Source organism: Citrobacter europaeus, from assembly GCF_037482245.1.
Lineage (GTDB): Bacteria > Pseudomonadota > Gammaproteobacteria > Enterobacterales > Enterobacteriaceae > Citrobacter > Citrobacter europaeus.
In genome coordinates, this window is record NZ_CP148084.1 from 3,838,781 (window position 1) to 3,865,277 (window position 26,497).

Annotated in this window: 28 protein-coding genes; 15 read left to right on the forward strand and 13 right to left on the reverse strand. The window is 52.8% G+C overall.

What is annotated here, in order from left to right; genetic code table 11:
• Window positions 1-301: 301 nt before the first annotated feature.
• The 5 genes from cyoA to cyoE are packed head-to-tail and all read left to right on the forward strand — an operon-like array spanning window position 302 to window position 5,095.
• A complete protein-coding gene (gene cyoA, locus WHR59_RS18115) occupies window positions 302-1,249 on the forward strand; it encodes a cytochrome o ubiquinol oxidase subunit II (RefSeq protein ID WP_043015400.1) in 948 nt (315 codons plus the stop codon).
• A gap of 19 nt (window positions 1,250-1,268) precedes the next feature.
• On the forward strand, window positions 1,269-3,260 hold the full coding sequence (gene cyoB, locus WHR59_RS18120; protein ID WP_043015399.1) for a cytochrome o ubiquinol oxidase subunit I: 1,992 nt from the start codon (window positions 1,269-1,271) through the stop codon (window positions 3,258-3,260).
• A complete protein-coding gene (locus WHR59_RS18125) occupies window positions 3,250-3,864 on the forward strand; it encodes a cytochrome o ubiquinol oxidase subunit III (protein WP_003021608.1) in 615 nt (204 codons plus the stop codon). Before cyoB ends, WHR59_RS18125 begins: the two co-directional genes overlap by 11 nt.
• Window positions 3,864-4,193 carry a cytochrome o ubiquinol oxidase subunit IV gene (locus WHR59_RS18130; protein WP_043015398.1) on the forward strand — a complete coding sequence of 110 codons (330 nt, stop codon included), beginning with the start codon at window positions 3,864-3,866 and terminating at the stop codon, window positions 4,191-4,193. The genes WHR59_RS18125 and WHR59_RS18130 overlap by 1 nt, the downstream gene beginning before the upstream one ends.
• A gap of 11 nt (window positions 4,194-4,204) precedes the next feature.
• Window positions 4,205-5,095, forward strand: a complete 891-nt coding sequence (gene cyoE / locus WHR59_RS18135; protein ID WP_100194043.1) for a heme o synthase — start codon at window positions 4,205-4,207, stop codon at window positions 5,093-5,095.
• A gap of 64 nt (window positions 5,096-5,159) precedes the next feature.
• On the opposite strand, the gene WHR59_RS18140 is transcribed toward cyoE, so the two are convergent.
• Window positions 5,160-5,519 (reverse strand): DUF1493 family protein, encoded by a 360-nt coding sequence (locus tag WHR59_RS18140; RefSeq protein WP_043015396.1) that lies wholly within the window; start codon window positions 5,517-5,519, stop codon window positions 5,160-5,162.
• 249 nt (window positions 5,520-5,768) lie between these two features.
• Between WHR59_RS18140 and WHR59_RS18145 the strand changes: the two genes are divergently transcribed.
• Window positions 5,769-7,133, forward strand: coding sequence for an MFS transporter (locus WHR59_RS18145; RefSeq protein WP_043015395.1), 1,365 nt, complete (start codon window positions 5,769-5,771; stop codon window positions 7,131-7,133).
• 94 nt (window positions 7,134-7,227) lie between these two features.
• On the opposite strand, the gene WHR59_RS18150 is transcribed toward WHR59_RS18145, so the two are convergent.
• The gene (locus tag WHR59_RS18150; protein WP_003831002.1) at window positions 7,228-7,719 is read right to left on the reverse strand and encodes a YajQ family cyclic di-GMP-binding protein; all 492 of its coding nucleotides are present in this window, start codon (window positions 7,717-7,719) and stop codon (window positions 7,228-7,230) included.
• A gap of 174 nt (window positions 7,720-7,893) precedes the next feature.
• Here WHR59_RS18150 and panE point away from each other — a divergent pair, with 174 nt between their 5' ends.
• The 3 genes from panE to WHR59_RS18165 are packed head-to-tail and all read left to right on the forward strand — an operon-like array spanning window position 7,894 to window position 10,443.
• On the forward strand, window positions 7,894-8,805 hold the full coding sequence (gene panE / locus WHR59_RS18155) for a 2-dehydropantoate 2-reductase (RefSeq protein ID WP_043015394.1): 912 nt from the start codon (window positions 7,894-7,896) through the stop codon (window positions 8,803-8,805).
• Window positions 8,768-9,358 (forward strand): protein deglycase YajL, encoded by a 591-nt coding sequence (yajL, locus tag WHR59_RS18160; RefSeq protein WP_043015393.1) that lies wholly within the window; start codon window positions 8,768-8,770, stop codon window positions 9,356-9,358. Before panE ends, yajL begins: the two co-directional genes overlap by 38 nt.
• A 32-nt stretch (window positions 9,359-9,390) precedes the next feature.
• Window positions 9,391-10,443 (forward strand): hypothetical protein, encoded by a 1,053-nt coding sequence (locus WHR59_RS18165; protein ID WP_043015392.1) that lies wholly within the window; start codon window positions 9,391-9,393, stop codon window positions 10,441-10,443.
• A 65-nt stretch (window positions 10,444-10,508) separates the two neighbouring features.
• Here WHR59_RS18165 and thiI read toward each other — a convergent pair whose 3' ends face one another.
• Entirely contained in the window at window positions 10,509-11,957 is a 1,449-nt protein-coding gene (gene thiI / locus WHR59_RS18170; RefSeq protein WP_043015391.1) for a tRNA uracil 4-sulfurtransferase ThiI, read from the reverse strand.
• A gap of 208 nt (window positions 11,958-12,165) precedes the next feature.
• Here thiI and xseB point away from each other — a divergent pair, with 208 nt between their 5' ends.
• Genes xseB through yajO form a run of 4 tightly spaced genes read left to right on the forward strand, consistent with a single transcriptional unit; the run spans window position 12,166 to window position 16,226 of the window.
• Complete coding sequence (xseB, locus tag WHR59_RS18175; protein WP_038638224.1) at window positions 12,166-12,408, forward strand: exodeoxyribonuclease VII small subunit; 243 nt, start codon at window positions 12,166-12,168, stop codon at window positions 12,406-12,408.
• Window positions 12,409-13,308: a (2E,6E)-farnesyl diphosphate synthase gene (gene ispA / locus WHR59_RS18180; RefSeq protein WP_043015390.1), complete on the forward strand. Its 900-nt coding sequence runs from the start codon at window positions 12,409-12,411 to the stop codon at window positions 13,306-13,308.
• Window positions 13,309-13,332: 24 nt separating this feature from the next.
• The gene (gene dxs / locus WHR59_RS18185; RefSeq protein ID WP_043015389.1) at window positions 13,333-15,195 is read left to right on the forward strand and encodes a 1-deoxy-D-xylulose-5-phosphate synthase; all 1,863 of its coding nucleotides are present in this window, start codon (window positions 13,333-13,335) and stop codon (window positions 15,193-15,195) included.
• Between the two features lie 56 nt (window positions 15,196-15,251).
• Entirely contained in the window at window positions 15,252-16,226 is a 975-nt protein-coding gene (gene yajO, locus WHR59_RS18190; RefSeq protein ID WP_043015388.1) for a 1-deoxyxylulose-5-phosphate synthase YajO, read from the forward strand.
• A 57-nt stretch (window positions 16,227-16,283) separates the two neighbouring features.
• On the opposite strand, the gene pgpA is transcribed toward yajO, so the two are convergent.
• From pgpA to nrdR, 6 genes are all read right to left on the reverse strand, one after another.
• On the reverse strand, window positions 16,284-16,802 hold the full coding sequence (gene pgpA, locus WHR59_RS18195) for a phosphatidylglycerophosphatase A (protein ID WP_003021578.1): 519 nt from the start codon (window positions 16,800-16,802) through the stop codon (window positions 16,284-16,286).
• A complete protein-coding gene (gene thiL / locus WHR59_RS18200; protein ID WP_043015387.1) occupies window positions 16,780-17,757 on the reverse strand; it encodes a thiamine-phosphate kinase in 978 nt (325 codons plus the stop codon). The genes pgpA and thiL overlap by 23 nt, the downstream gene beginning before the upstream one ends.
• A gap of 77 nt (window positions 17,758-17,834) precedes the next feature.
• Entirely contained in the window at window positions 17,835-18,254 is a 420-nt protein-coding gene (nusB, locus tag WHR59_RS18205; protein WP_000801129.1) for a transcription antitermination factor NusB, read from the reverse strand.
• A 19-nt stretch (window positions 18,255-18,273) separates the two neighbouring features.
• Window positions 18,274-18,744, reverse strand: coding sequence for a 6,7-dimethyl-8-ribityllumazine synthase (ribE, locus tag WHR59_RS18210; RefSeq protein ID WP_043015386.1), 471 nt, complete (start codon window positions 18,742-18,744; stop codon window positions 18,274-18,276).
• Between the two features lie 90 nt (window positions 18,745-18,834).
• Complete coding sequence (gene ribD / locus WHR59_RS18215) at window positions 18,835-19,938, reverse strand: bifunctional diaminohydroxyphosphoribosylaminopyrimidine deaminase/5-amino-6-(5-phosphoribosylamino)uracil reductase RibD (protein WP_043015385.1); 1,104 nt, start codon at window positions 19,936-19,938, stop codon at window positions 18,835-18,837.
• Between the two features lie 3 nt (window positions 19,939-19,941).
• A complete protein-coding gene (gene nrdR / locus WHR59_RS18220) occupies window positions 19,942-20,391 on the reverse strand; it encodes a transcriptional regulator NrdR (RefSeq protein WP_016152032.1) in 450 nt (149 codons plus the stop codon).
• A gap of 154 nt (window positions 20,392-20,545) precedes the next feature.
• Between nrdR and WHR59_RS18225 the strand changes: the two genes are divergently transcribed.
• Together WHR59_RS18225 and WHR59_RS18230 are read left to right on the forward strand one after the other, a co-directional pair.
• Complete coding sequence (locus WHR59_RS18225) at window positions 20,546-21,085, forward strand: DUF3251 domain-containing protein (RefSeq protein ID WP_043015384.1); 540 nt, start codon at window positions 20,546-20,548, stop codon at window positions 21,083-21,085.
• A 422-nt stretch (window positions 21,086-21,507) separates the two neighbouring features.
• Complete coding sequence (locus WHR59_RS18230) at window positions 21,508-22,371, forward strand: nucleoside-specific channel-forming protein Tsx (RefSeq protein WP_003021561.1); 864 nt, start codon at window positions 21,508-21,510, stop codon at window positions 22,369-22,371.
• 45 nt (window positions 22,372-22,416) lie between these two features.
• Here WHR59_RS18230 and WHR59_RS18235 read toward each other — a convergent pair whose 3' ends face one another.
• From WHR59_RS18235 to secD, 4 genes are all read right to left on the reverse strand, one after another.
• Window positions 22,417-23,109, reverse strand: coding sequence for a helix-turn-helix transcriptional regulator (locus WHR59_RS18235; RefSeq protein ID WP_043015383.1), 693 nt, complete (start codon window positions 23,107-23,109; stop codon window positions 22,417-22,419).
• Window positions 23,110-23,132: 23 nt separating this feature from the next.
• Window positions 23,133-23,498: a VOC family protein gene (locus WHR59_RS18240; protein WP_043015382.1), complete on the reverse strand. Its 366-nt coding sequence runs from the start codon at window positions 23,496-23,498 to the stop codon at window positions 23,133-23,135.
• Window positions 23,499-23,666: 168 nt separating this feature from the next.
• Entirely contained in the window at window positions 23,667-24,638 is a 972-nt protein-coding gene (gene secF / locus WHR59_RS18245; RefSeq protein WP_003021550.1) for a protein translocase subunit SecF, read from the reverse strand.
• A 10-nt stretch (window positions 24,639-24,648) separates the two neighbouring features.
• The gene (gene secD / locus WHR59_RS18250; protein WP_003021547.1) at window positions 24,649-26,496 is read right to left on the reverse strand and encodes a protein translocase subunit SecD; all 1,848 of its coding nucleotides are present in this window, start codon (window positions 26,494-26,496) and stop codon (window positions 24,649-24,651) included.
• Between the last annotated feature and the right edge of the window lies 1 nt (window position 26,497).

Below are 26,497 nucleotides of genomic sequence, written 5' to 3' on the forward strand. Positions count from 1 at the left end.
CTACAGATTTATTTTTTGTTCTTTAATTGTCTTTTTATTGATAATCAATTGTTAAACAATTGTTTTATTTTCGTATTGGTTATACCAATTGCCCTCAGCAAGTCCCTCGCCTGCCCGCTTTCGTTATAACGTGATGTTGCAACAGGTTCTTAAAGCCAAAGCGACATATATTGCAACATATGTGACATGCGCGGCAGAACCCAGTAACACAGATCCAAGGATGTTTACAGTAATGTAACCTTCCCGTAAAATGACCTCACACTTTAAACGCCACCCGGTCCCGTGGAATTGAGGTCGTTAAATGAGACTCAGGAAATACAATAAAAGTTTGGGATGGTTGTCATTAATTGCAGGCACTGCGTTACTCAGTGGCTGTAATTCTGCGCTGCTTGACCCTAAAGGACAGATTGGACTGGAACAACGTTCATTGATACTGACGGCATTTGGCCTGATGTTGATTGTCGTTATTCCCGCCATCTTGATGGCTGTTGGTTTTGCCTGGAAGTATCGTGCAAGCAATAAAGATGCGAAGTACAGCCCGAACTGGTCACACTCCAATAAAGTGGAAGCTGTGGTCTGGACGGTGCCGATCTTAATCATCATTTTCCTTGCCGTACTGACCTGGAAAACCACTCACGCTCTTGAGCCAAGCAAACCGCTGGCGCATGACGAGAAGCCCATTACCATCGAAGTGGTTTCCATGGACTGGAAATGGTTCTTCATCTATCCGGAACAGGGTATCGCTACCGTGAATGAAATCGCCTTCCCGGCGAATACTCCGGTTGAGTTCAAAGTGACATCTAACTCCGTGATGAACTCCTTCTTTATCCCGCGTCTGGGTAGCCAGATTTATGCCATGGCCGGTATGCAGACTCGACTGCATCTGATCGCCAACGAAGCCGGTACTTATGATGGTATCTCCGCAAGCTATAGCGGACCTGGCTTCTCCGGTATGAAGTTCAAGGCTATCGCAACAAAGGACCGCGCCGAATTCGACCAATGGGTTGCTAAAGCTAAACAGTCCACGAACACCATGAGCGACATGGCAGCGTTCGAGAAAGTGGCTGTGCCAAGTGAATACAACCAGGTGGAATACTTCTCCAACGTGAAACCCGATTTGTTTAAAGACGTTATTAACAAATTTATGGCTCACGGTAAGAGCATGGACATGACCCAACCCGAAGGTGAGCACAGCGCACACGAAGGAATGGAAGGCATGGACATGAGCCACGCGGAATCCGCTCACTAAGGGGCCGAGGAAGAATACGATGTTCGGAAAATTGACGCTGGATGCAGTGCCGTTCCATGAACCTATTGTCATGGTTACGATCGCTGCAATAATCATCGGTGGTGCGGCCTTACTGGGCCTAATCACTTACTTCGGTAAGTGGACCTATCTATGGAAAGAGTGGCTGACTTCTGTTGACCACAAACGCCTTGGCATCATGTATGTCATCGTTGCAATCGTCATGTTGATTCGTGGCTTTGCCGACGCCATCATGATGCGTAGCCAGCAAGCGCTGGCTTCTGCAGGTGAAGCGGGCTTCCTGCCACCTCACCACTACGATCAGATCTTCACGGCTCACGGCGTGATTATGATCTTCTTCGTGGCAATGCCATTTGTTATCGGTCTGATGAACCTGGTGGTTCCGCTGCAGATCGGCGCTCGTGACGTTGCGTTCCCATTCCTGAACAACCTGAGCTTCTGGTTCACCGTTGTCGGCGTAATCCTGGTTAACCTGTCTCTGGGCGTGGGAGAGTTCGCACAGACCGGTTGGCTGGCGTACCCGCCGCTCTCGGGAATAGAGTACAGTCCAAGCGTCGGGGTCGATTATTGGATATGGGCAGTTCAGTTGTCAGGTATTGGTACCACTCTGACCGGTATCAACTTCTTTGTGACCATCATTAAGATGCGTGCGCCAGGAATGACCATGTTCAAGATGCCGGTATTTAGCTGGGCATCTCTGTGTGCGAACATCCTGATTATCGCTTCTTTCCCAATCCTGACGGTTACCGTCGCGTTGCTGACCCTGGATCGCTATCTGGGTACCCATTTCTTTACCAACGATATGGGCGGCAACATGATGATGTACATCAACCTGATTTGGGCCTGGGGCCATCCGGAAGTGTACATTCTGGTTCTGCCGGTGTTCGGTGTATTCTCCGAAATCGCTGCAACCTTCTCGCGTAAACGTCTGTTTGGCTACACCTCACTGGTGTGGGCAACCGTGTGTATCACCGTTCTGTCGTTCGTTGTTTGGCTGCACCACTTCTTCACCATGGGTGCGGGCGCTAACGTAAACGCCTTCTTCGGTATTACCACCATGATTATCGCTATCCCAACCGGGGTGAAGATTTTCAACTGGCTGTTCACCATGTATCAGGGCCGTATCGTATTCCACTCAGCGATGCTGTGGACGATTGGCTTTATCGTCACCTTCTCAGTCGGCGGCATGACCGGCGTACTGCTGGCGGTGCCGGGTGCGGACTTCGTACTGCACAACAGTCTGTTCCTGATTGCGCACTTCCATAACGTTATCATCGGCGGCGTTGTATTTGGATGCTTCGCTGGTATGACCTACTGGTGGCCAAAAGCGTTTGGCTTCACGCTGAACGAAACCTGGGGTAAACGCGCATTCTGGTTCTGGATCATCGGCTTCTTCGTGGCATTTATGCCGCTGTACGTGCTGGGCTTCATGGGTATGACCCGTCGCCTCAGCCAGCAGATTGACCCGCAGTTCCATCCGATGCTGGTCGTTGCCGCCTGCGGTGCCGCGCTGATTGCACTGGGTATCCTGTGCCAGTTGATTCAGATTTACGTGTCTATTCGCGACCGCGAGCAGAACCGTGACCTGACCGGTGACCCATGGGGTGGTCGTACGCTGGAGTGGGCAACGTCTTCCCCGCCTCCGTTCTATAACTTTGCCATTGTGCCGCACGTTCACGAGCGTGATGCCTTCTGGGAAATGAAAGAAAAAGGTGAAGCGTACAAACAGCCTGCGCACTATGAAGAAATTCATATGCCGAAGAACAGCGGTGCCGGTATCGTCATTACCGCCTTCGCAACACTGTTTGGTTTCGCCATGATCTGGCATATCTGGTGGCTGGCGATTGCAAGCTTCGCAGGCATGATCATCAGCTGGATTGTGAAAAGCTTTGATGAAGACGTGGATTACTACGTGCCGGTCCCGGAAGTCGAAAAACTGGAAAATCAGCATTTCGATGAGATTACTAAGGCAGGGCTGAAAAATGGCAACTGATACTTTAACGCACGCGACTGCCCACGCGCACGAACACGGGCACCACGATGCAGGCCAGACCAAGATCTTCGGATTCTGGATCTACCTGATGAGCGACTGCATTCTGTTCTCTATTCTGTTTGCAACCTATGCCGTTCTGGTGAACGGCACCGCAGGTGGCCCAACAGGTAAGGACATTTTTGAACTGCCGTTCGTTCTGGTTGAAACATTCCTGCTGTTATTCAGCTCCATTACTTACGGCATGGCAGCGATTGCCATGTACAAGAACAACAAGAGCCAGGTTATCTCCTGGCTGGCGTTGACCTTCTTGTTCGGTGCCGGATTCATCGGGATGGAACTCTATGAATTCCATCACCTGATTGTTAACGGTATGGGCCCGGATCGCAGCGGCTTCCTGTCTGCGTTCTTCGCGCTGGTCGGCACGCACGGTCTGCACGTTACCTCCGGTCTTATCTGGATGGCGGTGCTGATGGTGCAAGTTGCTCGTCGCGGCCTGACCAGTACTAACCGCACCCGCATCATGTGTCTGAGTCTGTTCTGGCACTTCCTTGATGTGGTGTGGATCTGTGTGTTCACTGTTGTTTATCTGATGGGGGCGATGTAATGAGTCATTCTAACGAGAGCGGCGGCGCATCCCATGGCAGCGTAAAGACCTACATGACAGGTTTTATCCTGTCGGTAATCCTGACGGTCATTCCGTTCTGGATGGTCATGACGGGTGCTGCCTCTCCGGCCGTCATTCTGGGAACTATTCTGGCAATGGCAGTGGTACAGATTCTGGTGCACCTGGTGTGCTTCCTGCACATGAATAGCAAATCTGATGAAGGTTGGAACATGACGGCCTTTGTCTTTACTGTGCTAATCATCGCCATCCTGGTTGTGGGCTCCATCTGGATTATGTGGAACCTTAACTACAACATGATGATGCACTAAGAGCGGCGATTATGATGTTTAAGCAATACCTGCAAGTAACGAAACCAGGCATCATCTTTGGCAACCTGATCTCGGTGATTGGGGGGTTCCTGCTGGCCTCGAAAGGCAGCATCGACTATCCCCTGTTTATCTACACGTTGGTTGGGGTGTCACTGGTTGTGGCGTCGGGTTGTGTATTTAACAACTACATCGACAGGGATATCGACAGGAAGATGGAGAGGACCAAAAACCGCGTGCTGGTTAAAGGTCTGATTTCCCCTGCGGTCTCGCTGGTATACGCCACCCTGCTGGGTATTGCTGGCTTTATGCTGCTGTGGTTTGGCGCGAACCCTCTGGCCTGCTGGCTGGGGGTAATGGGCTTCGTGGTCTATGTGGGCGTCTATAGCCTGTATATGAAGCGCCATTCCGTTTACGGTACGCTGATTGGCTCACTCTCCGGCGCAGCGCCGCCGGTGATTGGCTACTGCGCCGTAACCGGTGTGTTCGATAGCGGTGCGCTGATTCTGCTGGCTATTTTCAGCCTGTGGCAGATGCCGCACTCTTACGCGATTGCGATTTTCCGCTTCAAGGATTATCAGGCTGCCAACATCCCGGTGCTGCCGGTGGTGAAAGGTATTTCGGTCGCGAAAAACCATATCACGCTGTACATCGTGGCGTTTGCTATCGCCACGCTGATGCTAACCCTGGGCGGCTATGCAGGCTATAAATACCTGATTGTTGCTGCGGCGGTGAGCGTCTGGTGGTTGGGCATGGCGCTGCGCGGTTATAAAGTGGAAGATGACAGAGTCTGGGCGCGCAAGCTGTTCGGTTTCTCCATCATCGCCATTACCGCGCTTTCCGTGATGATGTCCGTCGACTTTATGGTGCCAAACTCGCAGAACCTGCTGACTTACGTCTGGTAAGAATCTGCAGATACGAAAAGGGTGCCCCGGCACCCTTTTTATTTACTACGTTATTTTGAGAGCGTCAGGTCTCGTCTTTTTGTTCTTCAGGCCAGCTCTCAAACAACCATTTCCCCGCTTCAGCCGACTCAGCAAACATCCTTACGGTTAACGGTATGCGTGTTGCTTCCACTTCTTCCCGGTTAGCTTTGAACCATCTCGTGAATAGTGGCAGATTGTGCCATGGATAATAAGGTTTCCAGTTCACACATGATAAATCAACTTTGAACTCTTTCTCATATCGATCCAGAGCGCTGTGGAGATCATCTCCGGGGACATCAAACAATTCTGAGTCGAGTTCTAAAGAAACCTCCTTCCAGTTTTCATCCAAATACCCTGGTATTTCTTCCCTGAAAAGCTTTAACACATCGTCTTGAATACTCATTAGAATGATGTCCACTGAATACAGTCATCAGCTTGAAACAATTGGTTATATTTATCGCGAAATACCATTTCCTTTTCCCACTTTCCATTAGAAATCACCACAAAAAGACTACACCCGTAATTATCGCAAGTAAATTAGTTGCAGCGGTAACTATTTCAATTATCCCACTACACAATTCCACATATCGTAGAGGTTTACCCCACCCCTTCCCCGCTTTACACTAGGCGCGAAATTAATACAGAGGTGGGAATGAACGATTACAAAATGACGCCCGGTGAGTTGCGCGCCACCTGGGGTTTAGGGACCGTATTCTCGTTGCGCATGCTTGGCATGTTTATGGTCCTGCCGGTTCTGACCACATACGGTATGGCGCTACAGGGCGCCAGCGAAGCGTTGATAGGCCTTGCCATCGGCATTTACGGTCTGGCGCAGGCCGTTTTCCAGATCCCCTTTGGTCTGCTCTCTGACCGCATAGGTCGTAAGCCGCTTATCGTCGGCGGGCTGGCGGTATTCGTTCTCGGCAGCGTAATTGCCGCCCTATCCGATTCAATCTGGGGAATTATTCTCGGCCGGGCTCTGCAAGGCTCTGGCGCGATTGCCGCCGCTGTGATGGCGCTGCTTTCCGACTTAACCCGTGAGCAAAACCGAACGAAAGCGATGGCGTTTATCGGCGTCAGCTTTGGTATCACTTTCGCCATTGCGATGGTGCTGGGGCCGATCGTTACCCACGCGCTGGGGCTACACGCGCTGTTCTGGATGATTGCCGCTCTTGCTACCACGGGTATCGTGCTGACTATTTGGGTCGTTCCCAACAGTACCAACCACGTGCTGAACCGCGAGTCGGGCATGGTAAAAGGCAGCTTCAGCAAAGTGCTGGCGGAACCTAAACTGCTGAAGCTCAACTTCGGCATCATGTGTCTGCACATTTTGCTGATGTCTACCTTCGTCGCCTTACCGGGCCAACTGGCGAAAGCAGGCTTCCCCGCCGCCGAACACTGGAAAATTTATCTGGTGACGATGCTGCTGTCCTTTGTTTCCGTGGTGCCGTTCATCATTTACGCCGAAGTGAAGCGCCGGATGAAACGCGTGTTCCTCGCCTGCGTGTTACTGATTCTTATTGCAGAGATTGTATTGTGGAGCGCTAACATTCGTTTCTGGGGGCTGATTGCGGGCGTTCAGATATTCTTCCTCGCCTTCAACCTGATGGAAGCCCTCCTCCCCTCGCTTATCAGTAAAGAATCTCCGGCTGGCTATAAAGGCACGGCGATGGGCGTTTACTCCACCAGCCAGTTCATCGGCGTGGCGATTGGCGGTTCGCTCGGCGGTTGGGTAGTCGAAATGTTTGATGGTCAGGCGGTATTCCTGGCTGGTGCGCTTCTGGCAGCAGTGTGGTTATTGGTGGCAAGTACAATGAAAGAGCCGCCGTATGTCAGCAGCCTGCGGGTGGAAATCCCACCTGAAATTGCTGCGGATGACACCCTGAAGCAGCATCTGCTGGCTAAAGAAGGGATAAGCGAAGTGTTAATTGTCGCGAAAGAGCACTCGGCCTACGTGAAAATCGACAGCAAAGTGACGAATCGATTTGAGGTTGAGCAGGCCATCAGCCAGGCGTGAAGATTGCCGGATGGCGGCTATCACCTTATCCGGCCTACCAATAGCGTGTGCTACCTGTAGGCCTGATAAGCGTAGCGCCATCAGGCATTACGACTTAATCGCGGAAGTTCTTAAACTGGAATGGCTGGCCGAGATCGCCACCGCGAACCAGCGCCATAACGGATTGCAGATCGTCACGCGCCTTACCGGTCACACGAATTTCTTCGCCCTGAATCTGCGCCTGCACCTTCAGTTTGCTGTCTTTAATCAGCTTAACGATTTTCTTTTGCACCGCGCTTTCAATGCCCTGCTTCAGCTTAGCTTCCACAAACCAGGTTTTACCGCTGTGCACGAAGGTTTCTGGTACGTCCAGCGACGTGCCTTCAATACCGCGCTTCAACAGCTTGGCACGTAAAATATCCAGCAACTGGTTGACCTGAAAATCAGACTCGCTCAGCACCTTAATCGTCTTATTTGACTCATTCAGCTCAAAAGTCGCTTCAACGCCACGAAAATCAAAGCGTGATTCCACTTCACGGCTGGCGTTATCTACCGCGTTACGGGCTTCCTGAAGATCAACTTCAGAAACAATATCGAAAGATGGCATCTTTTCCTCTCCCTTCATTTTTGATGCGAAGCATAATACCTGCAAAGTTACACAACAGACAGCGCTATACTAGGCTGTATCCTTTAATTGTACGTGGTACTGACACCTGCGAACAATAATGGGGTACGGCCGATATGGATTAACACCTGGTGCTGTTGCAGGTGAGGAGGAAGAATGAAAATTACCGTACTGGGATGTGGAGCGTTAGGGCAGCTTTGGCTAACCGCGCTGTGCAAACATGGACATGAAGTTCAGGGGTGGCTACGCGTACCGCAACCCTATTGCAGCGTTAACCTGATCGACACGGATGGGTCAGTTTTTAATGAATCCCTGACGGCAAACGACCCCGATTTTTTGGCGAAAAGCGACCTGCTGCTGGTCACCCTGAAAGCCTGGCAGGTTTCTGATGCGGTAAAAGGCCTGGCCGCAATACTGCCTGAAACCACTCCCATTCTGCTGATTCACAACGGTATGGGGACGATTGAAGAACTGCATAACATTAAGCAACCTCTGCTGATGGGCACCACCACCCACGCGGCACGCCGTGACGGGAACGTCATCATTCATGTCGCTCAGGGTACTACAAGGATTGGTCCGGCGCGTGAACAAGACGGTGATTTCAGCTATCTGGCTGAAGTCCTGCAAGAAGTGCTGCCGGACGTCGCCTGGCACAACACTATCCGCGCCGAGCTATGGCGCAAGCTGGCCGTTAACTGCGTTATTAATCCGCTGACCGCATTATGGGATTGCCCAAACGGCGAGTTACGCCATCATCCAGAAAAAATAGCACTCATCTGCGAGGAAGTAGCAGCGGTCATTGAACGCGAAGGCCACCACACATCAGCGGATGATTTACGCTATTATGTCGAGCAAGTAATTGACAGTACTGCGGAAAATATCTCATCGATGCTGCAAGACATTCGTGCGCTGCGCCATACTGAGATCGATTACATTACCGGCTATTTGTTAAAACGCGCCCGCGCGCACGGCATCGCCGTCCCGGAAAATGCCCGCCTGTTTGAAATGGTTAAGAGAAAGGAAAGTGAGTATGAGCGCTCAAGCACTGGTATGTCTCGCCCCTGGTAGTGAAGAAACCGAAGCGGTCACCACTATCGATCTGCTGGTTCGCGGCGGAATTAAGGTCACGACCGCAAGCGTCGCCAGCGATGGCGGCTTGGCTATTGTGTGTTCACGCGGAGTGAAGCTGCTGGCGGATGCGCCATTAGTGGAAGTTGCTGACGGCGATTTCGATATCATCGTGCTGCCGGGCGGAATTAAAGGCGCCGAGTGTTTTCGCGACAGCCCTCTGCTGGTCGAAACCGTGAAACAGTTTCATCGCTCCGGGCGCATTGTCGCAGCAATTTGCGCCGCTGCCGCCACCGTCCTCGTCCCACACGATATTTTCCCCATCGGAAATATGACGGGCTTCCCGGCGCTGAAAGACAAGATCCCCGCTGACCAGTGGCAGGACAAGCGCGTCGTATGGGATCCGCGCGTCAATCTGTTAACCAGCCAGGGACCGGGAACCTCAATCGATTTCGGTTTAAAAATCATTGATCTGCTGGTGAGTCGCGAAAAAGCTCACGAGGTGGCGTCACAGCTGGTGATGGCCGCGGGAATTTATAACTACTACGAGTAAACTTTCAGGCCACTCACATACAAGGAATTATAATGAAAGGATATCTGAGCACAGTGGCTTTACTGCTCTTTTCTGGTTACGCCTGTGCAACACAGCTTGAAATAAAAAACCTTGAGTATCGCTATCCCGCAAGCACTGAGATGCAGTATCGCGTGCCGTGGTTTACTTCAAAGGAAAGCCCACAGGTTGCAAAACGCATTAACGATTATATTTTCGCCAGCTTTATCAATCAGCTACCGGGAAATAATCCGCAAACGACAGTGAATCAGTTTGCAAATTCAGAGATGAACCCTACCGCAAACCTTGACTACACGATTGAGTATCGCGATGCCAATGTCCTGACCCTGAATATGTTTGTCGAAGGCTGCGGAGCGTATTGCGAGTCATACAATGTGCCGATCAGCTTCGATTTGGCCAGCGGCGCGGCAATTACCCTTAACGATCTTTTTTCCCGCTCCACGATGGCCGAATTAAACACCCGCATCAGAAAAGATATCCGCAGCCAAATTGATACCTTTGTTACGGCACAGAAGGACGGTGGAGATCCTGGCTATGCCGAATTCTACGCCTCATGCGCAACCTACATTGACGGGTTGTACTACATCGACAGATTCTCCCTGCAAAAAGATCATCTGGCTTTCCTGAACGGACGCTGTAGCAACCATGCCAACCGCGCGGGTGACGAGCTGGGCGATTTCACCACGAAAATCCCTACCGGTGAACTGCATAAACAGTTCACGCCATACGGCCAGTATCTGACTGGTGCAAAGAGTACAACACCGGTTGAGCCCACTCCCGGCATTGACGGCAAGGTCATGTACGGCACGTTGGGAAAAAGCATGCGTATTGTGCTGAAGGTGGACTGCAAATACGGTGATTTTTTTGAAGGGGCTTACTTTTACCAGAAATTTGGCGTACCGATTGAATTAACCGGTAAGTGCGACACAGCCGACAATCGACATTATGAACTGAAGACGTCTGCCGCTGAACAATCGGAAGAGAAGATAACGCTGGAGTTAAAAGACGGTGTCTATCAGGGCGTCTGGGAGTCGAACGGGAAGACACTTCCCGTGCGTTTTGAATAATATCGTTATATTGCCGGATGGCGGCGTAACCGCCTTATCCGGCTTACAACACGGTGTTTAGTCAATTACGGGCGGTACACCTTCACGTTTTCAAAGCCCTGCTCGCGCAGATACAGCGCCTGCAGGCGGCTCATCACCCCGCGTTCACACCACAGCAGCCAGGTTTTACTCTGGTCCAAATCGCCGAATTTAGTGCTCAGTTTGTAGAACGGCAGAGAAACGACGTCCACACCGGCAACTTTCAGCGGTTTGTCATCCTGTTCATCCACCGAACGGATATCCAGAATCACATCGTTCGGGCCGAAGCCGCTCACGGTTTCAACTTCCACCACGGTCTGCTGTGTCTGCTGAGCGATATCGCGAATATCGATATTGTTGGCTTCTTCAACCACCTTATCGAGGATAGAGAAATCGAAGTTTTCTTCTTCAGCCTCAATCTTCGCTTTAACCGCTTTCACCGTCGGGCTTTTTGAAATCACACCACAGTATTCCGGCATGGTACGGGCAAAGTCCTCGGTACCAATTTCACGCGCCAGATTGATGATGTGCTCTTTATCATGGGAGATAAGCGGGCGCAGGATCAGGGTGTCAGATACGTTATCGATCAGGCGCAGGTTGGTCAGCGTCTGGCTGGACACCTGACCCAGTGCTTCACCGGTGACCAACGCCTGTACGCCGTAGCGCTCAGCGACTTTCGACGCCGCGCGTACCATCATGCGTTTGAGGACCACGCCCATCTGGCCGTCGTCGACTTTCTCCAGGATCTCGCCAACCACCGGCTCAAAGTTGATTGCAACAAAACGCACGCGATGCGAGCTGCCAAAGCGATTCCACAGATAATGCGCCACCTGGCGAACGCCGATTTCATGCGCTGCGCCGCCGAGGTTGAAGAAGCAATAGTGTACGCGGCAGCCGCGACGCATCAGCATGTAGCTGGACACGCCGGAGTCGAAACCACCGGAGATCAGCGACAGTACGTCTTCCTGCGTACCAATCGGGAAACCGCCAATACCTTCATAGCGGCCTTTAACCAGCAGCAGACGGTCGTTTTCGATTTCAAGATTAACCGTCACGTCCGGCTTCGTCAGCTTCACGCGTGCGGATTCAATATGCTGGTTCAGTCCACCGCCAACATAGCGTTCCACCTCAATGGAGCTAAACTCATGCTTACCGCGACGCTTAACGCGTACGCAGAAGGTTTTACCTTCCAGTTGATCGCGATACTGCACCAGCGCTTTCTCGAAAATATCGTGCATGTCGGTAAACGGCACGTCTTCTACTTCGAGAATATGGTGGATCCCCGGAATACGGGTCAACGCGTCGCGTATATCCAGGCGCTGGCTTTCATCTTTAGCGCGAACCTCAACGTGATCCCAGTGACGGACAACGGCAAGGTCTTCATCATAATGCTTTAAAACGTTACGAATGTTCCCTGTCAGAATTTTTATAAAGCGCAAACGCACAGATTGGCTTTTGATGGTGATTTCTGGGAACAATTTAATGATAAACTTCATGGCGGCAATGGTTCTTTGGCAAGTCTGAACGACTTGTAATGGAAAAAAATACAGCAGCCCATACCCTGCGGCTGCATCCAGGCGCGCAAGTATACCACTATCATGGTCATCCTGTGCACATCGCCTTACCATTGCGCGTTATTTGCTTATCAGTACGAGTCCGTTACCATAGTCTTGTGCTGCCAATACAGAGAGTCAGACATTCATTATGCCGAAGAAAAATGAAGCGCCAGCCAGTTTTGAAACAGCGCTGAGCGAGCTGGAACAGATTGTTACCCGCCTGGAAAGCGGCGACCTGCCGCTGGAAGAAGCGCTGAACGAATTCGAACGTGGCGTACAGTTGGCGCGTCAGGGACAGGTCAAATTGCAACAGGCTGAACAGCGCGTACAAATCCTGCTGTCAGATACTGAAGACGCCGCCCTTACGCCTTTCACACCGGATAATGAGTAAATGGATTTTACGCAGCAGCTACAGGCATGCGTTGAGCAGGCCAACCAGGCACTGAGCCGTTTTATTGCGCCATTGCCCTTTCAGAACACTCCCGTGGTCGAAACCATGCAATATGGCGCATTATTAGGCGGTAAGCGTCTGCGCCCGTTCCTGGTGTATGCGACCGGTCAGATGTTTGGCGTCAGCCTGAGTACGCTTGATGCTCCCGCTGCCGCCGTCGAGTGCATTCATGCCTATTCGCTAATGCATGATGATTTACCCGCGATGGACGACGATGACCTGCGCCGCGGTCTGCCGACCTGCCACGTAAAATTTGGCGAGGCAAACGCGATCCTGGCCGGAGATGCGCTGCAAACGCTGGCGTTCTCTATTATCAGCGATGCCCCGATGCCGGAAGTGTCCGATCGTGACCGCATCGCGATGATCTCTGAACTGGCCCGGGCCAGCGGTATTGCCGGTATGTGCGGCGGTCAGGCGCTGGATCTGGAAGCTGAAGGTCATCAGGTTGAGCTGGATGCGCTGGAGCGTATTCACCGCCATAAAACCGGGGCACTGATTCGCGCCGCCGTACGTCTGGGAGCATTAAGCGCTGGCGATAAAGGGCGAGAATGCCTGGCAATACTCGACAAATACGCAGAAAGCATCGGTCTGGCCTTCCAGGTTCAGGATGACATCCTGGATGTGGTAGGCGATACTGCAACATTGGGTAAACGTCAGGGTGCTGACCAGCAGCTTGGCAAAAGTACCTATCCTGCACTTCTGGGTCTTGAGCAAGCCCAGAACAAAGCCCGGGATTTAATTGAGGATGCCCGCGAGTCGCTAAGTTTGCTGGCCGCACAGTCACTCGATACCTCGGCACTGGAAGCGCTAGCGGACTATATAATCCAGCGTGATAAATAAACCAACATATCCCATGAGCTTGCGATGAGTTTTGATATAGCCAAATACCCGACCCTGGCGCTGGTCGACTCCACCCAGGAGTTACGCCTGCTGCCAAAAGAGAGTCTGCCAAAGCTTTGCGACGAACTGCGCCGCTATTTGCTCGACAGCGTAAGCCGTTCCAGCGGGCACTTCGCCTCTGGTCTGGGCACGGTGGAACTCACCGTCGCGCTGCACTATGTCTACAACACCCCGTTTGACCAGTTAATCTGGGATGTGGGACATCAGGCTTACCCGCACAAAATTCTGACCGGCCGCCGCGATAAAATCGGCACCATTCGTCAGAAAGGCGGTTTGCATCCGTTCCCGTGGCGCGGTGAGAGCGAGTATGACGTACTGAGCGTTGGGCACTCCTCAACGTCCATCAGCGCCGGTATTGGTATTGCGGTTGCCGCCGAGAAAGAAGGCAAAGATCGTCGTACCGTTTGTGTGATTGGCGACGGCGCTATCACCGCCGGGATGGCGTTTGAAGCGATGAACCACGCGGGTGATATTAAGCCCGACATGCTGGTTATCCTCAACGACAACGAAATGTCGATTTCAGAGAACGTCGGCGCGCTGAACAACCACCTGGCGCAACTGCTCTCTGGCAAACTCTACTCCTCGCTGCGCGAAGGCGGGAAAAAAGTGTTCTCCGGCGTGCCGCCGATTAAAGAGCTGCTCAAGCGTACCGAAGAACACATCAAAGGCATGGTTGTGCCGGGTACGCTGTTTGAAGAGCTGGGCTTTAACTATATTGGTCCGGTAGACGGTCACGACGTGCTGGGGCTTATCACTACGCTGAAGAACATGCGCGACCTTAAAGGTCCGCAGTTCCTGCACATCATGACCAAAAAAGGTCGTGGTTACGAGCCTGCGGAAAAAGATCCGATTACCTTCCACGCGGTACCAAAATTCGATCCGTCCAGCGGATGCCTGCCGAAAAGCAGCGGCGGCCTGCCAAGCTATTCAAAAATCTTCGGTGACTGGCTGTGCGAAACCGCAGCGAAAGACAATAAGCTGATGGCGATCACTCCGGCGATGCGTGAAGGCTCCGGTATGGTGGAGTTCTCACGTAAGTTCCCGGACCGCTACTTCGATGTGGCGATTGCCGAGCAGCACGCGGTGACGTTTGCTGCCGGTCTGGCAATTGGCGGCTATAAGCCGGTCGTGGCTATTTACTCTACCTTCCTGCAACGCGCCTACGATCAGGTGCTGCATGATGTCGCCATTCAGAAACTGCCGGTCCTGTTCGCCGTTGACCGGGCTGGTATTGTTGGCGCAGATGGGCAAACCCACCAGGGGGCGTTCGATCTCTCCTTCCTGCGCTGCATCCCGGAAATGGTCATTATGACCCCGAGCGATGAGAACGAATGTCGCCAGATGCTGTTCACCGGCTATCACTACAACGACGGCCCAACGGTTGTACGCTACCCACGCGGTAACGCGGTGGGCGTTGAGCTGACGCCGCTGGAGCAACTGCCAATTGGGAAAGGCATCGTGAAGCGTCACGGGAAGAAAGTGGCGATACTGAACTTCGGTACCCTAATGCCGGAAGCCGCGCAGGTCGCAGAGTCGCTGAACGCCACGCTGGTTGATATGCGCTTTGTCAAACCGCTGGATGAAACGTTGATTCTGGAAATGGCAGCCCAACACGAGGTGCTGGTCACCCTCGAAGAGAACGCCATTATGGGCGGCGCTGGCAGCGGCGTAAACGAAGTGCTGATGGCCCATCGCAAACCCGTTCCGGTGCTGAACATTGGCCTGCCTGACTTCTTCATCCCGCAGGGGACTCAGGACGAGGCTCGCGCCGATCTGGGTCTTGATGCCGCCGGCATTGAGGCCAAAATCAAGGCCTGGCTGGCATAATCCTCTCTCCGCTCCTGCTATGCTTAACTCATCACGAGCTAAGCAGGAGTGGATTGATGAAATACAACACCTTAGGAAAAACCGACCTTCGGGTCTCCCGCCTTTGCCTGGGTTGCATGACGTTTGGCGAGCCCAATCGCGGCAATCATGCCTGGACGCTACCTGAAGAAAGTAGCCGCCCGATAATCAAACACGCTCTTGAAGGCGGCATTAACTTTTTCGATACCGCCAACAGCTACTCCGCTGGCAGCAGCGAAGAGATTGTCGGCCGCGCGCTGCGTGATTTCGCCCGCCGCGAAGATGTCGTGGTGGCGACCAAGGTTTTTCACCAGGTGGATGATTTAGCGGAAGGTTTATCCCGCGCACAAATCCTGCGCTCAATCGACGACAGCCTCAGACGCCTGGGTATGGACTATGTGGACATCCTGCAAATTCACCGCTGGGATTACAACACGCCGATCGAAGAAACGCTGGAAGCCCTTAACGACGTAGTGAAAGCCGGTAAAGCGCGCTATATCGGCGCCTCATCCATGCACGCTTCACAGTTTGCTCAGGCGCTGGCCTTACAGAAGCAACACGGCTGGGCGCAGTTCGTCAGCATGCAGGATCACTACAACCTGATCTATCGCGAAGAAGAACGCGAAATGCTGCCGCTTTGCTATCAGGAGGGTGTGGCAGTGATCCCATGGAGTCCGCTGGCGCGTGGTCGCCTGACGCGCCCCTGGGGAGAAACGACCGCCCGTCTGGTTTCCGATGAGGTCGGTAAAAATTTGTACAGCGAGAGCGATGAAAACGACGCGCAAATCGCCGAACGGCTGACCGGCGTCAGTGAGGAACTGGGCGTAACCCGTGCGCAGGTCGCGCTGGCCTGGCTGCTGAGCAAACCGGGTGTGGCAGCGCCGATTATCGGCACATCGCGCGAGGAACAGCTGGATGAGTTGCTCAATGCGGTGGATTTAACGCTGAAGCCGGAGCAGATTGCCGAGCTGGAAACGCCGTACAAACAGCATCCGGTGGTGGGATTTAAATAAGCGCGATTGTAGATTGTAGGCCGGATAAGGCATTTACGCCGCCATCCGGCAAACCCGTTAAATGATCCCTACCGGCCAGTGATGGCCAATAAAGTACAGTATCCCAGCGGACAGTATCCCGGCCACGATATCGTCGATCATAATTCCCGTACCGCCATGTACGTTGCGATCGAACCAACGAATCGGCCACGGCTTCCACATATCCAGAATACGGAAAATCACAAATCCGGCGGCAACCCACTGCCAGTCGTTGGTCGGCAGCGCCATCAGGGTTATCCACATCCCGACAAACTCGTCCCAGACAATGCTACCGTGATCGTGCACGCCCATATCTTTCGCCGTTTGATGGCACAGATAAACGCCGATACAGATAGATAACATCACCACCAGTGAATACAGCTGCCACGGCAGAAACGTCATTAAATACCAAAAAGGGATCGCCGCCAGCGATCCCATGGTGCCAGGAACAATTGGGCTCAGCCCGCTGCCAAAACCGGTGGCTAACAGATGCCACGGATTGCGCATACTCAGGCGGCTTTTGGCGACATCTTTTTTAAGGCGCGGCAAAATGGTCATATCCTTTCCAGTCGAACGTGACGGATTTTCCATCGCGCGTAAAGTGAATACCTTCCACGTCCGCGCTCATCTGTCCTATGCAGGTAAACGTTGCGCCGAGATTTCCCAGCGCTACGTCCAGCGCGCCACGATTAATTTCCGGTACGGTAAAGCATAACTCATAATCTTCACCACCCGAGAGTGCCCAGCGCAGGGCCTGTTCCGGCTCCACGTGCCGGGCAAACGCCGCGGAGTAAGGCAGCGCATCAACGTTAACCCGTGCGCCGCAGCCGCTGGCATTAACGATATGCCCCAGATCGGAAATCAGACCGTCGGAGATATCGATAGCCGCACTGGCCAGATCGCGCAGGGCTTGTCCCTGCAAAATACGCGGCGTGGGACGCAGATGGCGTTTCAGCAGATAGTCTGCGTCTTTTACCTCTGCAACCTGCAAGCGATCCTGCAAAATCGCCAGCCCGGCAGCGCTGTCGCCCGGCGTGCCGGTCACATAAATCCAGTCACCCGGTTTCGCACCGGAGCGTTTTAAGGCACGCCCAACGGGAACGTAGCCATGAATACCCAACGTCATCGACAGCGGTCCACGCGTGGTATCACCGCCAATCAGCTGCATATCGTAGTAATTAAGGAGTTCAAACAGGCCATCGCTGAAAGCTTCAAGCCAGGCTTCATCGACGTCAGGTAACGTGAGCGCCAGCGTCAGCCACGCAGGATCGGCTCCCATCGCCGCCAGATCGCTCAAATTCACCGCCAGAGCTTTCCAGGCCAGATCGGTAGGATCAATGTCAGGGAGGAAGTGGTTACCAGCCACCAGCGTATCGGTACTGATCGCCAGCGTCTGTTTTTCAGGGATGTTCAGAAGTGCGCAGTCGTCACCAATACCGGTTTCGACATCAAGACGAGACGTTCTTACGCGGTCAAAATAACGGGCAATCAGGGAAAACTCGCCGCATGCCATACGTTATGCCTCAGCAGAAAAAAAAGAAAAAGCCGGGGACAGCGGAAACAGGTTCCACCATCCAGCCGGCCTCGGGATTACTTTTTGTTGGGGCGAATCACAGGTGCTGCTTTATCCAGTACGCCGTTCACGAACTTGTGGCTGTCTTCAGCGCCGAAGGTTTTCGCCAGTTCAATCGCTTCGTTGATGGCCACTTTGTACGGCACATCACTACGTTTAGACAGTTCAAACAGCGCAATACGCAGCACGGCTTTTTCTACCTGACCCAGCTCTTCCAACAGACGAGACAGGTAAGGCTTCATTAATCCATCCAGGTACGCGCTGTTAGTCGCCACCCCGGACAGCAGTTCACGGAAATACAGAACGTCAACATCTTTCACGTCCTGTTCCGCCAGGAACTGGTATTCAACATCAGCGATGTCGTTCTGGGACAACTGCCAGGAGTAGAGCGCCTGGACGGCACACTCACGGGCGCGGCGACGAGCAGCAGGTTTCACGGATTTCCCCTTACAAAAATCAGGCCTTGATGGCTTTCAATACATTAATCATTTCAAGCGCAGTCAGTGCAGCTTCTGCGCCTTTGTTGCCGGCTTTAGTGCCAGCACGTTCGATGGCTTGTTCAATACTTTCGGTGGTCAGAACACCGAAGGCTACCGGAATGCCACTGTCCTGAGCGACATGCGCCAGGCCATTGCTAGCACCGCCAGCCACATATTCGAAGTGCGCAGTACCGCCACGGATCACCGTACCGAGCGCAATCACCGCGTCGTATCTACCGGTTTTCGCCAGCGCGTCAGCCGCCAGCGGCAGCTCATATGCGCCTGGAACCCAAACGACGGTAATGTTTTCATCTTTTACCTGGCCAATACGTTTCAGGGCGTCAATCGCACCTTCCAGCAGGCTGTCATTGATAAAGTTGTTGAAACGCGCAATGGTGATGGCGACGCGAGCGTCCGGGGTAGCAACGTTAGCTTCAATAATGTTCATATTCTTCCTTCGGGTTCGATTTATGGCCCCGTAAGGGGGGCGGATTTTATCATAATATTCTGTGCGCTGCTTGCTCTAATTCAGAAAGCCTCACGCAGTGGTTAAATGCAGGCAAACGTCCGGGCCCACCTGGCGTATCTCGTTGAATTTGAAATGGGGCGCGTCGGCCAGTTTCTCAAGCCCTGGCAGCACACATAATCCTCGCGCATCACTGCCTAACAGTTTAGGCGCAACATACACGATTAGCTCATCAACCAAACCGGCCTGTAATAACGCGCCCGCAAGCGTAGGGCCAACTTCAACCCAAATGCTGTTAATTTGCTGTTTGCCCAACTGCATCATCAGCACCACCAGATCCAGATGCCCGTTATGTTCCGGCACCTTCAGGCTGCGTACCGCCTCCGGCCAGCTACGAGAATCGTCTTCAGTCCGGACAATCCAGGTTTCTCCTGGCTGTTGCACAATACGATGCTCCGGCGTGACCTGATTCTGGCTATCAAGAACAATGCGGATTGGCTGGCGCAGATTTTCCTGCGGGTAACTCGCCTGGGTTGACTCCCCAAGCTCCGACCAACGCACGGTAAGCAGAGGATCGTCGGCCAGCACCGTCGCGCTGCTGGTTAAGATGGCATGGCTTTGCGCCCGCAGACGTTGCACATCGCGGCGCGCCTGCGGCGAGGTTATCCATTGACTTTCACCACTGGCCATCGCCGTACGCCCATCAAGCGACGCGCCAAGCTTAAGCTGCAGATACGGGAATCCGGTACGCATGCGCTTGAGAAAACCTTTATTAAGCTGCTCAACCTCGCTCATCATCAGCCCGTGGCTGACATCGATACCCGCCTGCTGCAAACGGTAGAGGCCACGACCTGCTACCTGTGGATTGGGATCCTGCATCGCCGCAACCACACGCGTCACACCCGCGGCAATCAACGCATCGCAGCATGGCGGCGTACGACCATGATGGCTGCAGGGTTCAAGCGTGACATAGGCGGTTGCCCCTTGCGCTTTTTCTCCAGCCATCCGCAGGGCATGGACTTCAGCATGCGGTTCGCCCGCGCGGTGATGATATCCTTCACCGACGATCTCCCCATCTTTCACAATCACGCAGCCCACATTGGGATTGGGATGCGTGGTAAAACGTCCGCGCGCAGCAAGCTTCAGCGCGCGCGCCATGTACAATTCATCCTGCATGGCTTAGTCCTGTAGGCGAGCAATCTCTTCGCCAAATTCTTTGATATCTTCGAAGCTCCGGTAAACCGAGGCGAAGCGGATGTAGGCGACTTTATCGAGTTTTTTCAACTGCTCCATCACCAGGTTGCCGATCATCTTGCTCGGCACCTCACGCTCGCCAGTTGCACGCAGTTGTGATTTGATATGGTTCAACGCCATTTCGACGTCATCAGAGCTGACCGGGCGTTTCTCAAGCGCTCTGAGCATGCCGCTGCGCAGCTTATCTTCATTAAAGGGTTCACGCACATCGTTGCTTTTCACAACGCGCGGCATAACAAGTTCAGCCACTTCAAAAGTGGTGAAACGTTCATTACAGACCAGACACTGCCGACGGCGGCGTACTGAGGAGCCCTCGCCTACAAGACGAGAGTCAATTACCTTAGTGTCTACGGCGAAACAGAATGGGCAATGCATACGGCGTCCTGTACCTCAGTGGTTAACAGAAATCTATTTTACCCTGAACTGGCGTGACAACAAAGGCGCAGCGCTTTTGAGACAAAGGATCGATGCCTTCGTGCTCAGTGCGCACTACCATTATGCTATCGCGACAATGAAGGAAGTAATCACAATGACAAGACGTTACCTAAGAATTGTCCTGGTGGGAAGTCTCTTTAGTCTTAGCGCCTGCGCACAGCAAAGCGAAGTACGTCAGATGCATCAAAGCGTTAGCACGTTGAACAAAGAGATGACGCAGCTCAATCAGGAAACGGTAAAAATTACACAACAGAATATGTTGAATGCAAAATCAACCAGCGGCGTCTATCTGTTGCCGGGTTCCAAAACGCCTGCCCGACTGGACAGCCAGATTGGCACGCTACGTATGTCGCTAATCAATATTGCGCCAAACGCCGACGGCACACGTCTGACGCTGCGGATTCAGGGTGAATCCAACACACCTTTACCCGCCTTTAGCGCCACCGTCGAGTACGGACAAATTCAGGGCACCACAGATAACTATCAGGAAGTGAACGTTCAGAATCAATTGGTCACTGCCCCCGCGAGTATCCTTGCACCCAGCGACGTCGATATTCCGCTGCAGTTAAATGGCCTTTCTGCGGACCAGTTAGGGTTTGTTCGCATCCACGACATCCAGCCTGTTAACCAATAAACTTTTTTGCGGGACGTTTTGTGCGTTCCGCAACATCACTTCGCCTTATTTTGTTACTCCCCTGACATAACCAATATTTCTGTTAAAACTTGGCAACATTCATGGGAGCCAGTACAATTCGCCGCCTAAAGTACGCAAACGTGAACGCAATCGATTACGCAAATGATAGAACTGTGAAACAAGACATATTTTTGTGAACAATGATTTTTATAATAGGCTCCGAAGAAACACGAAATATTTCTACACAAAATCATGCAAGATGCATCGAGGCGGCAACTGCGTGAATCCTTGGAGCTTACATCAGTAAGTAACAGGGGTGAGCAAAGGCAGCCAACAAAGAGGCGTCTTGAAGGATGAAGTGTATAGAAACGCAAATTGCGCATTTTTCTATCCCGAAAGGGATTTCAAACAGTGGCATACATATGAAAAAAACATTACTTGCAGCCGGTGCAGTGCTGGCGCTCTCCTCGTCTTTCACTGCCAATGCAGCAGAAAATGACAAACCGCAATATCTGTCCGACTGGTGGCACCAGAGCGTCAACGTGGTGGGCAGCTACCACACCCGTTTCTCCCCGAAACTGAACAACGATGTGTATCTGGAATACGAAGCTTTTGCTAAAAAAGACTGGTTTGACTTCTATGGCTACATCGATATTCCGAAAACCTTCGACTGGGGTAACGGCAACGACAAAGGCATCTGGTCTGACGGTTCCCCGCTGTTTATGGAAATCGAACCGCGTTTCTCCATTGACAAACTGACCGGCGCTGACCTGAGCTTTGGCCCGTTCAAAGAATGGTATTTCGCCAACAACTACATCTACGATATGGGTGACAACAAAGCCAGCCGCCAGAGCACCTGGTATATGGGTCTGGGTACCGATATCGATACCGGTCTGCCGATGGGGCTTTCCCTGAACGTGTATGCTAAATACCAGTGGCAGAACTATGGCGCATCCAACGAAAACGAGTGGGATGGCTACCGTTTCAAAGTGAAATACTTTGTGCCGATCACCCAGGTTTGGGGCGGTCAGTTGACCTACATCGGCTTCACCAACTTCGACTGGGGCTCAGATTTGGGTGATGATCCGAACCGCACCAGCAACTCTATCGCTTCCAGCCACGTTCTGGCGCTGAACTACGATCACTGGCACTACTCCGTAGTCGCGCGTTACTTCCATAACGGCGGCCAGTGGAAAGGTGGAGATACTCTGAACTGGGGCGAAGGCGACTTCAGCGCGAAATCTACCGGTTGGGGTGGTTACCTGGTCGTAGGTTACAACTTCTAATCCAGACAATGTTTCGCAGACAAGCCAGCTTAACCGCTGGCTTTTTTATGGCTGGTCTTCACAGCGTACTTTACGTAAAAAGTCACTTAGCGAGCGATCCGCCGATTCGCGAAAGCGCCTGTCGAGCGGCGTGATCTTCAGACATCGATCAACGCGAAAGCAGCGATAATCGGCACGCTTCTCGCACCAGGCAACCAGCAGCCAGTGCTCGCCCCAGAAAAATAAGCCCAACGGTTGAACGTCGCGCCAGGAGAGGTTCCCGGACTCATCGCGATAATGCAGCGCCAACGCCTGCTGCGCCGAAACCGCGCGATGTATGAGATCGAACGCACTGCGTGAATGCGGCTGATTACCAAAATCTGGCGCGAAAATCCGCGTTTGCTCGGCTCTGCGCCGACTCTCTGGCGGCAATATCGCCAGCACTTTTTCCTGCGCGGATTCCAGCGCCTGTGAGAGTGAATCTCCGCCCCATGTTTTCAGCAACCGAATCGCTACCATCAATGCTTCTGATTCGTGATGCGTTAACATCAACGGCGGCAGATCAAACCCGGCCATCAAGCGGTATCCGCTGCCCACTTCTCCTTCAATGGGCACGCCGGATAAAGAGAGATCGCGGATATCGCGATAAATCGTCCGTTCAGAAACTTCAAGGCGTTCTGCCAGCAGCGCCGCCGTTGTCACTCGCCTGCCACGCAGGATTTGTACAATCTGAAACAAGCGGTCGGCGCGTCTGCTCATGTTAATCCTCAGTCCTGAAAGTATTACGCGGGTTGATGTAAACCAACACGATTGCCTTCACTGTCAGTAAATAGCGCAATCGTACCAATGTCCTGCCCCAATTCGAGTGGGCCAAACACGCATTGACCGCCAGCAGTGGCGACGCGTTCAAGCGTGGCAGCCAAATCGTCCGTATGCAGATAAATAATAGCGCCCTGCGCTGAAGGCGTAATACCGTCAAATTTAGCCAGCGCCCCGCCGGGAGCGGGCTCCTGATACGGGAATACGGCCAGCTCGGCGCAGTCCATATTCTCCCGACGCAACGAAACCAGCATCACTGGCTCATAAAAAGCGATGGCGCGATCCATTTGTGCCACGGGGATTTCAAACCAGTTAATTACGTTCTTCATACTTCCTCCTGCCTGTGTGGGTAATCTCAGAAGGACTATAAGACAGGGCTACTGACAGCATACTGTCAGTAGTGTGGCGAGAGAAAAAGATAATGTCCTGCCGCTAAATCGCAGGCAAAAAAAATCCCGACCTTGCGATCGGGATTCCAGTATCTTCACTCTTAATGGTTAAGGCAGAATCGACGGTTGATCCGCCCCTTCTTTCTCGACCTTCTGCTGCAGCATGTGTTCACGCTTCATACCCAGCTTCAGCGCCAGCGCCGATGCCACGTAGATAGAAGATGCGGTACCGATGGAAACACCGATCAGCATCGTCAGCGAGAAGCCTTCCAGTACCGGACCACCGAACAGGAACAGCATCAGAATAACCATCAACGTCGTACCGGACGTAATCAACGTACGGTGCAGCGTCTGAGTCAATGACACGTTAAAGATTTCGTAAGGCGTACCGCGACGAATTTTGCGGAAGTTTTCACGAATACGGTCAGATACTACGATACTGTCGTTCAGCGAGTAACCGATTACCGACATCAGCGATGCGACGATAGTCAGGTCAATCTCGATATGGAACAACGACAGGATCCCAAGTGTGATAATCACGTCGTGCGCCAGCGCGATAACTACCCCAGCCGCCAGTCGCCATTCAAAGCGAAAACCGACGTACACCAGGATGGAGATCAGCGCCGCCATCAGCGCCATCGCACCGGTTTGCGCCAGGTCTGCACCCACGCTCGGCCCCACGAATTCAATTCGTTTCACCGCGGCGTTTTGGTTGGTGGATTCGTTAATCACACTCAACACTTTGCTGCCCAGCACCTGACCGCCGTCTGCGCCTTCAGTTGGCGGCATACGTACCATAATGTCGTGGCTGCTGCCGAAGTTCTGCAGAAGCGGATCAACAAAGCCCGCTTTCTCCAGCGCATCGCGCATCACGTCCATATCGGCCGGTTTTTCCAGCGTGATTTCAATAACCGTACCACCGGTGAAATCGAGACCCCAGTTAAACCCGCGTACGCCCATCACCACGATGGCCGCAATCAGCAGGAAACCTGAAATGCCGAAAGCCCAGTAGTCCCAGCGCATAAAGTCCCAGACTTTACGGCCGTGGTTCAATTGTTCAACAGTATATTCCTGTGCCACTTCGCACTCCTCAGATTGACAGCTTTTTGACGCGCTTGCCGCCATACAACAGGTTTACGATGGCACGTGTACCGACAATCGCGGTAAACATCGACGTCGCCACACCAATACCGGTAGTAATCGCGAACCCTTTAATTGCCCCAGTGCCAACTGCGTACAGGATGATGACCTTGATCAGCGTCGTAATGTTCGCATCAAAGATGGAGCTAAATGCGCCCGCATAACCTTCATTGATCGCCTGCTGCACCGAACGCCCGTTACTCAACTCTTCTTTGATACGTTCGTTGATCAGTACGTTCGCATCGACCGCGACGGCAAGGGTTAAGACGATCCCCGCAATCCCCGGCATACTCAGCGTAGCACCCGGCAGCAACGACATAATACCGACAATCAGCACCAGGTTAGCAATCAGCGCACTGGTCGCAATCAGACCGAACTTCTTATAGAAGAAGATCATGAACAGGATAGACACCACCAGACCGGCCAGACATGCTTCCAGACCCTGTTTAATGTTCTGCATACCCAGGGTTGGGCCGATGGTACGTTCTTCAACAATCTGAATCGGCGCAATCAACGCACCGGCACGTAACAGCAGAGAAAGCTGACGCGCTTCGTTCGGGTTGTTGATACCGGTGATACGGAAGCTGTTGCCCAGGCGAGACTGAATGTTGGCGATGTTAATCACCTCTTCCTGTTTCACCAGCACTGCGCGACCGTTAGCATCTTTCTTACCGCTGTCTTTGTACTCCACGAACAGGGTCGCCATCGGCTTACCGATGTTGTCCTTAGTGAAGTTGGACATGATGTTACCACCCGCGCTATCCAGCGAGATGTTAACCTGCGGCTGATTGTATTCGTCCTGGCTGGAAGTAGAGTCGGTGATATGGTCACCGGTCAGAATCACGCGTTTGTACAGCACAACCGGCTGGCCTTCACGAGACTGTTTCACTTCCGAATCACCCGGAACACGACCCGATGCCGCAGCGGACTGGTCAACGTTGGTGTTTACCAGACGGAACTCCAGCGTCGCGGTTGCGCCCAGAATTTCTTTCGCACGCGCGGTATCCTGAATACCCGGCAGTTCGACCACAATGCGGTCAGCACCCTGGCGTTGTACCACCGGCTCAGCAACACCCAGTTGGTTAACACGATTACGCAGAATGTTGATGTTCTGCTGTACCGCGTACTCACGGGCTTCGCTCAGGCGCGCATCGGTCATTACCGCACGCAGAGCATTGCTGCCCTGGCTGGAAATAACCAGATCCTGGTGACGCTTGCTCAGGTAAGAGATAGCTTCATCACGGGCGCTGCTATCACGGAAGGTGATGCTCAGACCGTAGTTATCTTCTTTACGAACGGTAGTATAAGGAATGCCTTTTTCACGCAGATCGCTGCGCAGACTATCGATATTTTGTTCCTGCAACTTACTCAGCGCGGTGTCCATATCCACTTCCATCAGGAAGTGAACGCCGCCACGCAGGTCAAGACCGAGTTTCATCGGTTCTGCGTGAATGGCTGCCAGCCAGCGCGGGGTTGCCGGAGCAAGGTTAAGCGCCACGACATACTGATCGCCCAGTACGCCCATTAACACTTCACGTGCGCGCAGTTGGGTATCAGTGGAGTCGAAGCGCGCGAGAATAGCACCCTCTTCCAGAGCCACAGACTTAGGTGTGATTTTATCTTCTTGTAACGTTTTCTGGACCTGGATCAGCGTTTGCTCACTGGCGGCGGCACCGCGCACGCCAGTGATTTGAACAGCCGGATCCTCACCATACAGGTTGGGAAGCGCATAGAGCAGACCGACGACAATAACGACGATCAGCATGACATACTTCCACAAAGGATAACGGTTTAACACG